10 protein-coding genes are annotated in these 11,824 nt (G+C 62.4%); 2 read left to right on the forward strand and 8 right to left on the reverse strand.

Features of this window, described 5'->3' with window-relative positions; translation table 11 throughout:
* Nucleotides 1-22 precede the first annotated feature (22 nt).
* Nucleotides 23-697: an invasion associated locus B family protein gene (locus ABMC89_RS04120; RefSeq protein ID WP_349565472.1), complete on the reverse strand. Its 675-nt coding sequence runs from the start codon at nucleotides 695-697 to the stop codon at nucleotides 23-25.
* Between the two features lie 472 nt (nucleotides 698-1,169).
* Here ABMC89_RS04120 and ABMC89_RS04125 point away from each other — a divergent pair, with 472 nt between their 5' ends.
* Nucleotides 1,170-2,738, forward strand: a complete 1,569-nt coding sequence (locus ABMC89_RS04125; protein ID WP_349565474.1) for a helicase HerA-like domain-containing protein — start codon at nucleotides 1,170-1,172, stop codon at nucleotides 2,736-2,738.
* Between the two features lie 95 nt (nucleotides 2,739-2,833).
* Here the strand turns inward: ABMC89_RS04125 and ABMC89_RS04130 are convergent, their stop codons facing one another.
* The 6 genes from ABMC89_RS04130 to ABMC89_RS04155 all read right to left on the reverse strand — a co-directional run bounded on the left by ABMC89_RS04130 (nucleotide 2,834) and on the right by ABMC89_RS04155 (nucleotide 9,374).
* The gene (locus tag ABMC89_RS04130) at nucleotides 2,834-4,171 is read right to left on the reverse strand and encodes a branched-chain amino acid ABC transporter permease (protein ID WP_349565476.1); all 1,338 of its coding nucleotides are present in this window, start codon (nucleotides 4,169-4,171) and stop codon (nucleotides 2,834-2,836) included.
* Entirely contained in the window at nucleotides 4,168-5,181 is a 1,014-nt protein-coding gene (locus tag ABMC89_RS04135) for a branched-chain amino acid ABC transporter permease (protein WP_349565478.1), read from the reverse strand. Before ABMC89_RS04135 ends, ABMC89_RS04130 begins: the two co-directional genes overlap by 4 nt.
* Before the next feature lies 1 nt (nucleotide 5,182).
* A complete protein-coding gene (locus tag ABMC89_RS04140) occupies nucleotides 5,183-6,001 on the reverse strand; it encodes an ABC transporter ATP-binding protein (RefSeq protein WP_349565480.1) in 819 nt (272 codons plus the stop codon).
* A 72-nt stretch (nucleotides 6,002-6,073) separates the two neighbouring features.
* Nucleotides 6,074-6,856, reverse strand: a complete 783-nt coding sequence (locus ABMC89_RS04145; RefSeq protein WP_349568511.1) for an ABC transporter ATP-binding protein — start codon at nucleotides 6,854-6,856, stop codon at nucleotides 6,074-6,076.
* Between the two features lie 105 nt (nucleotides 6,857-6,961).
* Nucleotides 6,962-8,155, reverse strand: a complete 1,194-nt coding sequence (locus ABMC89_RS04150) for an ABC transporter substrate-binding protein (protein ID WP_349565482.1) — start codon at nucleotides 8,153-8,155, stop codon at nucleotides 6,962-6,964.
* 214 nt (nucleotides 8,156-8,369) lie between these two features.
* Nucleotides 8,370-9,374 carry a GlxA family transcriptional regulator gene (locus ABMC89_RS04155; RefSeq protein ID WP_349565484.1) on the reverse strand — a complete coding sequence of 335 codons (1,005 nt, stop codon included), beginning with the start codon at nucleotides 9,372-9,374 and terminating at the stop codon, nucleotides 8,370-8,372.
* 189 nt (nucleotides 9,375-9,563) lie between these two features.
* On the opposite strand from ABMC89_RS04155, the gene ABMC89_RS04160 reads away from it, so the two are divergent.
* Nucleotides 9,564-10,934, forward strand: coding sequence for a class II 3-deoxy-7-phosphoheptulonate synthase (locus tag ABMC89_RS04160; protein ID WP_349565486.1), 1,371 nt, complete (start codon nucleotides 9,564-9,566; stop codon nucleotides 10,932-10,934).
* A 48-nt stretch (nucleotides 10,935-10,982) separates the two neighbouring features.
* Here ABMC89_RS04160 and ABMC89_RS04165 read toward each other — a convergent pair whose 3' ends face one another.
* Complete coding sequence (locus tag ABMC89_RS04165; protein WP_349565488.1) at nucleotides 10,983-11,684, reverse strand: PAS domain-containing protein; 702 nt, start codon at nucleotides 11,682-11,684, stop codon at nucleotides 10,983-10,985.
* Between the last annotated feature and the right edge of the window lie 140 nt (nucleotides 11,685-11,824).

Consider the following 11,824-nt stretch of genomic DNA (forward strand, 5'->3'; position numbering starts at 1 on the left):
CGCAACTCTCAAAGCGCTGCGGTTACTGGTCGATGACCGAAACCTTGTCGTAGGAGGCGGTGAAACCTTCGAGCGATAAGGCCAGTTTGACTTCCTGGTCGGGGGCAAGCGCGGGCACGATCGTCAGCACCGCCTCGCGACCGCGCTTCATCGCGGCGACATCCGCTTCGGTCAGACCCAGACGGACGTAGCAGCCGACGGGGTTGCAGAATGCATAGGGATAGCGGCGCGCCTTGCCGCCATCGATGGTCATGGTCAGCTGTTGGGGCAGGGCGGTCTCGAGCGGGACGATGATCGTGGCACCGGCCACGGCACGGCCACCGGCAGGAAGCCGGAACAGCGAGACTTCGGCAACCGGGGCGCCCTGACCGTCATCCAGCAACTGGTACATCTGGCAAGGCTCTTCGCCCTCGGCACCTTCCTCGGCGCGGATGCAGCGCATTTCCCACGCGCCGATTGTCTCGCGCGTGTAGGGCTGGCCGACCTGGCTTGCGGCATCGGCGTCCTCGCCAAGGCTCAACTGCTCCTCGACGGACTGCGCGGCAGGGGCGGTTTCACCTGTCTGCGCGGTATCATCGGTCTGCGCCGGAGTTGCGGTTTCGGCCGCGGTGTCCTCGGTCGTCTGGGCTCCCAGCGACAGCGGGCTCGCAAGCGCCAGTGCCGCACAAAGGGGGAAGGCAGTCAGAAATCTGGTCATGTCAAATCCGTGGTTTGATTGCTTTTCGCTTTCCTATCATCGTCGTGGTTGGATGTCAGGGGGGCGTGGCGGAGGGGAACGGCGTTTTTCTGCGCATCCCGAAACCGCGCCGAAAGCCGATCAGAACGGTCGAAAAACGGCATAAAAAAAGAGGGCGATCCTCGCCCTCTTTTTTGAATTTTTGTAACTCCCTGTCGGACTGTGCCGACTTGTAACGACACGTTATTGAACCTCCTGTCAGCGGTCAACACTTAAATTCACAGGGCGAAACCTGAGCGAAATTAACTGGTTGGTAAAAAAAAGCCGTGCCCGAAGGCACGGCCAGTCTGACAGGGAGGAAGTGTTCCGGCCCAAGGACATATGAACCGGAAACAAATTCACTATGGCGCGGAAAGGTTAAGTTAGTATGCTCTGTCGGGACGCGAAATGCGCCCCTGAGGGGGCTGCACAACCAATACGGGAGTACCTCTTCGTGAGCAGTGATATCTTTGTCGGTGGCGGTGGCCCCGACTATGCCGTGAAGCAGTTTCTCTCGCTGGGATACGCCAACCGGCACGGACTGATCGCCGGCGCAACCGGAACGGGAAAGACCGTGACACTGCAAATCCTCGCCGAAGGATTCTCACAGGCTGGCGTGCCGGTCTTCATGGCAGATGTGAAAGGCGATCTGAGCGGTCTGGCCAAAGCAGGCGATCCCGCGCACAAGCTGCACGATGCCTTTACAGGCCGTGCCGCGACGATTGGCTTCGACGATTATGCCTACGCGGCCTTTCCGGTCACCTTCTGGGATCTCTTCGGCGCGCAGGGCCATCCGGTCCGCACCACGGTGTCGGAAATGGGGCCGCTGCTGCTGTCGCAACTGCTGGAACTGACCGAAGCGCAGGAGGGCATCCTGAACATCGCCTTCAGGCTCGCCGATGAGGACGGATTGCCGCTGCTCGATCTCAAAGACCTCCAGGCGCTTCTGGTCTGGATCGGAGAGAACGCGCGCGACCTGTCGCTGCGCTACGGCAACGTGTCCGGCGCGTCCATCGGCGCGATCCAGAGACGGCTTCTGGTTCTGGAAAATCAGGGCGGTGCGCAACTCTTCGGCGAACCGGCACTGGCGCTGTCGGACCTGATGCGCACGGATGCGACGGGTCGCGGTATGGTCAACATCCTCGCCTCCGACAAGCTGATGGGCGCGCCAAAGCTCTACGCGACCTTCCTGCTGTGGCTGCTGTCGGAACTGTTCGAGGAACTGCCCGAGGTCGGAGACCCCGAAAAACCCAAGCTGGTGTTTTTCTTCGACGAAGCGCACCTGCTGTTCGACGATGCGCCAAAGGCGCTGGTCGACAAGGTCGAGCAGGTTGCGCGGCTGATCCGGTCGAAGGGTGTCGGCGTCTACTTCATCACGCAAAACCCCGCCGACGTGCCCGAAGACATCCTCGGCCAGCTTGGCAACCGCATCCAGCACGCGCTGCGCGCCTTCACCGCCAAGGACCGCAACGAATTGCGCCAGGCGGCAGAGACCTACCGCGAAAACCCCGCCTTCGACACCGAGGAAGCGATCCGCGAAGTCGGCGTGGGCGAGGCGGTCACCTCCATGCTGCAACGAAAGGGCGTGCCGGGCATCGTCGAGCGGACGCTGATCCGTCCGCCGTCGTCGCAACTGGGCCCGATTACCGACGCAGAGCGGGCGGCGGTCATGTCCGCGTCCCCCATGGCCGGTAAATACGACACCCTGCTGGACCGCGAGAGCGCGTTCGAGATTCTGCGAAAACGGGCCGAGGACGCGGCCCGCGAAGCAGAGCAGGCCGAAGAAGCCGTCGCGCGCGCCGAAGCCGAGCCCGACACACCCAGCCTACGGGAGTTCAAGAAGGCCCGCCGCTATGCGGGCAAGGGCGGGGCCTCGGGTTCTGCACCGGCGCGGAAAACCCGTGGCGCGGCCGAAGAAGGGCTCGGCGGTGCGCTGACCCAGATGGTGATCAAGGAACTCAAGGGCACCACCGGACGGCGCATCGTGCGCGGTGTTCTCGGTGGCCTTTTCAAAGGACGCTAGGCCGCCGTCCTCGCGAGGAGCGCGCGCAGCGCAGCGAGGAGCCCGGATTGCGGAACAGACAGAAACGGCAGGGCTTTGCAGGCCCTGCCGTTTTCTTATTTCTCGGGGATCAATCCGCGCGGGCTGAACCTGAGCACAAGGATCATGATCAGACCCATGGTCATCAGCCGCATCTGTGCGGCGCTCTCGATCAGATGGGCCTTGAGGGGGCTGTCCTCGGCCATGCCTGCGGTGATGATATCCATCAGGAACAGACCGATCGGTTCGACCTGAACCCACAGGAACCAGATCAGAAAGCCGCCCAGGATCGCACCCAGATTATTCCCCGACCCGCCGACGATCACCATCACCCAGATCAGGAAGGTAAAGCGCAGCGGCTGGTAGGTGCCCGGCGTCAACTGGCTGTCGAGCGTGGTCATCATCGCCCCCGCGATCCCGCAGACAGCCGAGCCGAGGATGAAGACCTGCAAATGCCGCTTGGTGACATCCTTGCCCATCGCCTCGGCGGCGACTTCGTTGTCACGAATGGCCCGCAGCATCCGCCCCCATGGCGAATGCAGCGCCCGGTGGCTCAGCCAGAAGATGATCAGCAAGACCGCGGCGAACAAAAGCGCGTAGAGGATCTTCACAAAGATCGTGGAGCCTTCGACCGGGTCGAACCCCAAGGACGCCGCGCGATCGACGAATGCCGCCGAATTCTGGAGATCGAGCTCATAGGGAACGGGCCGCGGGATGCCGACCACGTTCTTCACGCCGCGGGTCAGCCAGTCCTCGTTCTTGAGCATCGCGATGATGATTTCCGCGATGCCGAGCGTGGCAATCGCCAGATAATCCGACCGCAGGCCAAGCGCCGCCTTGCCGATCAGCCACGCGGCCCCCGCGGCAAAAAGCCCGCCCACCGGCCAGGCGATCAGCATGATCCAGCCATTGTCGCGGTAGGTCTCGTCAGTGCCGGGGTTCAGGCCGCCCAGATAGCCGGTCGCGGCGGGATTGACCGCCTCGATCGCCTCCACGCTGGGGTCCAGCAGGCCGCGGAACACAAAGAACCCGAAGATCAGGATCGCCATGATGGCAAGGCTGCGCGCCCGCCCCGGTGACATCCCCCGATAGGCAAGAACAGCGGCAAGGATCGTCGCCACCCCAAGGACCAGCGCGCCGATCACGCCCCAGCCGCCCGCGCCGAAAGCGCCCGGCGTGGCGGGCATCCCGATCAGCACCGCCGCCAGACCGCCGAGCGCCACAAATCCCATGACGCCCACGTTGAACAGGCCGGCAAAGCCCCATTGCAGGTTCACGCCCAGCGACATGATCGCCGAAATCAGCCCCATGTTCAGGATGAACATCGCGTTGTTCCAGCCCTGAAAGAAACCGGAGACGATGATCAGCCCGAAAACGAGCGCGAAAAGCAGGGTGTTTCTGAGGGTATCACTCATGTTGTCGACTGCCCTTTGAAGAGGCCGGTGGGCTTGAACAGCAGCACGATCAGCAAGATCACGAAGCTCACGGCGAATTTATAATCGGTGGACATCAGCTGCACGAGGCCCGACGGCTCCAGGCTTTCAGGCATCAGGTAGCCGAGAACCTTTTTCCACGCATAGGTGATCGTCACCTCGGAAAACGCGATCACGAAGCCCCCCGCGATGGCGCCCAGCGGATTGCCGATGCCGCCCACCACCGCCGAGGCAAAGATCGGCAGCAGCAGCTGGAAATAGGTGAACGGCTTGAAGCTTTTGTCGAGGCCATAGAGCGTGCCCGCGATGGTCGCCAGCGCGGCGACGATGATCCACGTGATCATCACGACCCGCTCGGGGTTGATGCCCGACAGCAGCGCCAGATCCTCGTTGTCCGAATAGGCGCGCATGGATTTGCCCGCGCGCGTCTTGTTGAGAAACCAAAACAGCAGCGCCACCACCACAATCGCCGTCACCACCGTGATCAATTGCGTAGTCCGAATGCCAAGCCCTTCCTCAAGACCCGTCAACGTCTTGAAATCACGCGCTGAAATGATAAACCGCTCGCCATCGGCAAAGCTTTGGTCGTCGGGCCCGATGATGAAACGCACGATGCCGTTCATCACGAACATCACCCCCATCGACACGATGACAAGGATCACCGGCTTGGCCTTCTGCTCGCGGTAGAACCGATAGACCAACCGGTCGGTCAACAGCACCAGAAGGATGCAGCCCAGTATCCCGAGGGGCAGGGCGACGAGTGCCGTGGGCAGCGGCCCCAGATTGAAGCCTGTGCTTTGCAAGGCCCAGGTCAGCAGGATCACGATCATCGTGCCAAAGGCCATCGTATCCCCATGCGCGAAGTTCGAAAACCGCAGGATACCGTAGACCAGCGTCACCCCCAGCGCCCCGAGCGCCAGCTGGCTGCCGTAGGCGATGCCGGGGATCAGAACGTAGTTGGCAAGCGCCACGATGGCGTTGAGAAATTCCATGTCAGCCCCCCAGGAAACTTTTGCGCACGTCCGGATCGGCCAGCAGTTCCTTGCCGGTCCCCGTATAGGCATTGCGGCCCTGCACCAGCACATAGCCCTTGTCGGCGATCTCCAGCGCCTGCCGCGCGTTCTGCTCGACCATCAGGATTGGAATGCCCGTGCGCGCGACCTCGATGATCCGGTCGAAAAGCTCGTCCATCACGATGGGCGACACACCCGCCGTCGGCTCGTCCAGCATCAGCACCTTCGGCTTGGTCATCAGCGCACGGCCCACGGCGACCTGCTGGCGCTGACCGCCCGACAATTCGCCCGCGGCCTGATGGCGCTTGTCCTTGAGGATCGGAAACAGGTCATAGACCTGCGCCATGGTTTCGCGGAAATCATCGCGCCGGATGAACGCGCCCATTTCCAGATTTTCCTCGACGGTCATCGAGGTAAAGATATTCGATGTCTGCGGCACGAAGCCCATGCCCTTGGCAACACGGTCCTGCGGGCTCAGCCCGGTGATATCCTCACCGTCCAGCTTCACATGCCCCGACCGCACGTCGAGCATGCCGAACACCGCTTTCATCGCCGTGGATTTGCCTGCCCCGTTCGGGCCGACGATCACCGCGATTTCACCCTGTTCAACGGCGATGGTGCAGTCGTGCAGGATATCGGGGCCCTTGCCGTAGCCGCCCGTCATCGTATCGCCGATCAGGAACGGCCCGCCGGGGCTCTTGCGGCTCTGGCCGGTTCCCTTCGGGATGACCGATCCCTGTCCCTTCGGATTGGCGACGGAAACATCCTTGTTTCCGCGATCGCTGTAAGGCTCACTCATGCGGTGTCCCCCGTTCTTCATTTTGCCGGAAAACTCCGGGGTTTGGGGCAGAGCCCCAATATGTCTCGCCGTTCATGCGCCCACCTGCGCCTTGTTCTTCAGACCGGTGCCCAGATAGGCCTCGATCACCTGTTCATTGGCCTTGATCTCGTCCAGCGTGCCGGTGGCCAGCACGCGGCCCTCGGCCATGCAGATGACCGGATCACAAAGCCTGCCGATGAAATCCATGTCGTGTTCGATCACGACAAAGGTATATCCGCGCTCCTTGTTCAGCCGCAGGATCGCGTCGCCGATGGTGTTCAGAAGGGTGCGGTTCACGCCCGCGCCGACTTCGTCGAGAAACACGATCTTGGCGTCGACCATCATGGTGCGTCCCAGTTCCAGCAGCTTTTTCTGCCCGCCCGAGATCTGGCCCGCCTTCTGGTCCGCCAGATGCGAGATGGTCAGAAACTCCAGCACTTCGTCGGCACGGGCGGCCAGCGCACGTTCCTCGTTGGCGATCCGCTTGCGACCGAACCATGTGTTCCACAGGCTCTCGCCGGATTGCCCGCCGGGCACCATCATCAGGTTCTCGCGGCAGGTCATCGAATGAAACTCGTGGGCGATCTGGAAGGTGCGCAGCAACCCCTTGTGAAACAACGTGTGCGGCGGCAGGCCGGTGATATTCTCCCCGGCCATCGTCACGCGCCCCGACGTCGGTTTGAGAACGCCCGCGATCACGTTGAAAAGAGTTGTTTTTCCGGCACCGTTCGGACCGATCAAGCCGGTGATCGACCCCTGTTCGATCGTCAGGCTCGCGCCGTCGACGGCGTGGAATCCGCCGAAGTGTTTGTGTAGGTCGTCAACGACGATCATATGTGCCATCCCCGTAGATCCGCGTCTTTGCGCGGCTGTCTTGTTATGGAAACAGCCCGGGACGCGCCCGGGCTGTTTCTTTTCGTGCCGCCGAAGCGGTCGGACTTATTTGAAACCGATAGTTTCGTTCTTGCCGTCGCGCACTTCGATCATGCGGTAGGTGCCTGCGGATTCGCCCGGTCCGATCAGCTCGACCGCCGATGCGCCGACATAGTCGACATCGGTGCCGTTCTTGATCAGCTCAAGCGCCTTGCCCAGCTCACCGGGATAGATCTTCTCGCCGGGGGCGTTGGCCACCTCGAGGATCTTGTCCTTGTAATCCGCCGGATCCATGGAGCCGGCAGCCTGCATCGCCAGCAGGAAGAGCGCTGCCGCATCATAGGCTTCGGGCGTGTAGGGCGAGGTGCCGTCGAAACCGGCTTCTTCGGCCATTGCCGTGAAGGTTTCGATGCCGTTGCCCTGCGAACCGGCGATCTGGCCGTAGGAGCCGTCGAGGTCCGGACCGATTGTCTTGGGCAGGTTCTCACCGATCATGCCCCCGGGCAGACCGAATGTATCCCATGCACCCGCGTCAAGCGCGGCCTTGATGATGCCGGCACCGCCCTGATCGAGGTAGCCCGCAACAACCAGCAGATCCCCACCGGCAGACGCCAGCGCGCCCACTTCGGCGGAGTAGTCGGCCTTGCCGTCTTCGTGCGCGGCAACGATTGTCACTTCACCGCCCGCGGCCTCGAAAGAGGACTGGATCGCATCCGCCAGACCCTTGCCGTAGTCGTTGTTGGTGTAGGTCAGGGCGATGGATTCAACGCCACGCTCCATCAGGATTTCAGCCATGACTTCGCCTTCACGCGCATCCGACGGGGACGTGCGGAAGAACAGGCCGTTGTCTTCCATGGTGGTCAGGCCGGGCGATGTCGCGGAGGGCGAGATCATGACCATCCCGTTGGGGATCGCGACGTTCTGGAGAACGGCGCCGGTCACACCGGAGCAGTCCGCACCGATCAGACCATGGATACCGTCCGCGATCAGACGCTCTGCGTTCGACACGGCCAGACCGTTGTCGATGCAGCCCGAATCCGCGCGCATCGGGGTCACGGTTGCACCGTCGAGCAGCATGCCGCTGTCGGTGACTTCCTTCATCGCCATCTCGGCGCCCGCGGCCATCGGGCCGGTCAGCGATTCAATCGGTCCGGTAAACCCGAATTCGAGACCCAGTTTGACTTCTTTGGCGTGGCCATCCGCGTAGGCGCCCGTGGCCACCAGTGCTGCGGCCGTTGTGGCCAGAAGCATCTTTTTCATGTGTTTCTCCCATGTTGGAACTTGACGTTCGGACGCCAGCCTAAGCGGGGCGCGGCAAAAAGAGAAGGGTGTTTTTTATGCATCCTGTGGTAGAGTTATGGTCAAGCCGGTGCCGCGAACCCGTTGTAATGGAATTACAAAAAGGCGCCTCGTGCGGATCGTCCGGTGACCTTGGGGAAGCTTGGGGCGTGCCGGATAAATAGGCAGTCGCGGATCAGATGGACAGGCGCGCCGCGTGGCTGCCGCGTTCGCGGTAGGGCGTCGTGTCATAATGCGCGCGGTAGCATTTCGAGAAATGCGACGGCGAGGCAAAACCGCACGCCAGCGCCACGTTGATCACGCTCATATCCGTTTGCATCAGCAGGTTGCGCGCTTTCTGCAGGCGTAGCTCCATATAATACCGCTTGGGCGAGCGGTTGAGATAGCGGCGAAACAGCCGTTCAAGCTGGCGGGTCGACATGCCCACGTCCTTGGCCAGAACCGACGGGCTGATGGGCTCTTCGATGTGGCTTTCCATGATCTGGATCACCTGGCTCAGCTTGGGATGGCGCACGCCGATGCGGGTGGGCACCGACAGACGCTGTGTATCCTGATCGGTGCGGATCGAGCTGTAGATCAACTGGTCGGCAACCGCATTGGCCAGATCCTCGTCCTGATCCTCGGCGATGATCTTGAGCATCAGATCAATGGAGGACGTGCCCCCCGCGGTGGTCATCCGGTTGCTGTCCACCACGAACACCGATTTGGTCAGGATGACCTCGTCGAATTCCTCGGCAAAGCTGTCCTGGTTTTCCCAGTGGATGGTCGCGCGGCGCCCGTCCAGAAGACCCGCCTTGGCCAATGTGTAGGCGGCGGTGCACAGCCCGCCGATGATCAGACCCTTGCGCGCCTCCCGGCGCAGCCACGACAGCACCTTCTTTGTGGTCGCGTCCTGCACGTCGATCCCCGAACACACCAACACCGTGTCCTCGCGGCCCAGATCGCCCAGATCATCGTCCAGCTGAAATACGGTCCCGGCAGAACAGGCGGCACTTTCGCCCCCTTCGCCGATGATCTTCCATTCATAGATCGTGCGGCCCGCCATGCGGTTTGCGATCCGAAGGCTCTCGATCGCGGTCGAAAAACACAGCAGGCTGAAGTTGTTGAGCAGCACGAAGACAAAGCGGCGTGGTTTGTCGAGGTCTTTGGGGATGCGTTGCGCGTGAGCTTGGCTTGCCATGGTGCAGGATCCCTTCGGGCCGGGGGCGTCGATATGCGCACGAGTTGTTCATAAGCCCACAGCCAAGGTCAAGGTCAAGCGTACAAATTGGACCATGGTATGATCCATCAAGGTTTTGTATGACTTGGGGCCTAGCCATGCCGACGTGCGCCGCTGCGCGCGCAGGCACCTGTTACCGGAGACGCGACAATGACCACATGGACCAAATCAAGCTGGCGCAGCAAGCCACGGATCCAGATGCCCGACTATCCCGATCAGGACGCCTTGCAGGCGGTCGAGGCGCAGCTGTCGCGATATCCCGTTCTGGTCTTTGCCGGAGAGGCCCGTCGCCTGCGCAAGCATCTGGCCGCTGCCGGACGCGGAGAGGCCTTTGTTCTGCAAGGGGGCGATTGCGCGGAAAGCTTCGAGCAGTTCTCGTCCGACATGATCCGCGACACCTTCAAGGTGATGCTGCAAATGGCCATCGTGCTGACCCACGGCGCGAAGGTGCCGGTGATCAAGGTCGGTCGCATGGCGGGGCAATTCGCCAAGCCACGCTCGGCCCCCACGGAGGTCGTCGACGGCGTGGAGCTGCCCAGCTACCGCGGCGACATCATCAACGATCTGAATTTCACACCGGAATCGCGGATCCCCAATCCCCAGAACATGCTGCGCGCCTATACGCAGGCCGCCGCCACGCTGAACCTGCTGCGCGCCTTTTCCACGGGCGGTTATGCGGATGTGCACAAGGTGCACGGCTGGACGCTGGGATTTACAGATGGCGAAAAGGCCGCGAAATACCGCGAAGTGGCCAGCCGCATCTCGGACACGCTCGATTTCATGTCGGCCGCAGGGGTCAATTCGGACACCGCGCACACGCTTCAGTCGGTCGAATTCTACACCAGCCATGAATCGCTGCTGCTGGAATACGAAGAGGCGCTGTGCCGTCGGGAAGCCGAAACCGGCAAATGGCTGGCAGGCTCGGGCCACATGATCTGGATCGGGGACCGCACGCGCCAGCCTGACGGGGCGCATGTGGAATTCGCCTCGGGCGTGCAAAACCCGATCGGTCTGAAATGCGGCCCCTCGATGGAGGTCGACGACCTCAAGCGCCTGATGGAAAAACTGAACCCCGAAAACGAAGCGGGGCGGTTGACACTGATCGCGCGCTTCGGCGCGGGAGCGGTGGGCGATCACCTGCCGCGCCTGATCAAGGCGGTGCGCGAGGAAGGGGCCAACGTCGTGTGGACCTGCGACGCGATGCACGGCAATACGATCAAGTCGTCCTCGGGCTACAAGACCCGGCCCTTCGACTCGGTCCTGCGCGAAGTCCGCGAGTTTTTCGCGGTGCACGCCAGCGAGGGCACGATCCCCGGCGGCGTCCATTTCGAGATGACAGGGCAGGATGTGACCGAATGCACCGGTGGCGTGCGCGCGGTCTCGGACGAGGACCTGTCGGATCGCTACCACACCGCCTGCGACCCACGCCTGAATGCCAGCCAATCGCTCGAACTGGCATTTCTGGTGGCCGAAGAGCTTCAGGCGCGGCGCGCCGACAGCGCATCGCAAGCCGCCGGGTGAACCGGTAGGGCATCCGGCGACCGGCTCCCGACGGGGGCCGGTCTGCCGCTATTCTGGATCGCTTTTGACCAGCCGCAGGTACGGTGGCCGCTTGTCGCCCGGCTTGTGGTCGAACCGGCCCGAAGGATCCGAGAAACCGCCGTTCCCGCTCTCGGCCCCGGAGGGGCTGCGCTGCGGCGCCGGCTCTGCCACCGGATGGCCGTCGGCGTCGATGGGGCGAAGGTGGATGTCTTCCACGACATAGTCGGGGGGGCAATCGCCAAGCGGCGCGCGCGCCACCATACATCCCAAAATCCGGCTGACATCGCCTAGATCGCTGCGCAGCGGCAGCAGCAGCATCCGCGCCTCCTGCACCTCGCGGCCCGCTTTCGCCGCCGACTTCAGCGCGATTTCGGCGAGGGCAGGGGCCTGAAACACCTCTTCCAGAAGCTGGCCGATCCGGTCACGCACGGGACCGGCGAAGAAGGACGTCAGCGGCATCCCGCGCACCTCCATTCCCATGATGTCGTGCAGGTGGCTTCCCGCAATGCGCAGACGGGCCAGTCCGGGGGCGACACGTTCAAGGATGAAAGCGTTCTCGAGCGCGGTTTCGATGCCTCGCGGATCAATCTCGGCACGCCGGGGCATGTCGCGCCCGTTGCGCAACGCCTCCCAGTAGGCTTCAACCTGCGCGAGGGGCGCGAAATCTCTGTGAGGCTGGAAATCCGTCATGTCGATTACATTGTGCGCTGTTTCACGATTGTTGTCCATCGGACCGCTTCCCACATTCTCCATTGTCAGTGCTGTGCCGCCGCCAACCGGCATCCCCGCACACGTTACGGGCGAAAGCGCGATGCAAGACTGTTCCGGCGCTTGTCTTATTTCTAACAAACTTCGCCTTATTCTTTTCA

The organism is Sulfitobacter sp. HNIBRBA3233 (genome assembly GCF_040149665.1).
GTDB classification, from domain to species: Bacteria; Pseudomonadota; Alphaproteobacteria; order Rhodobacterales; family Rhodobacteraceae; genus Sulfitobacter; species Sulfitobacter marinivivus.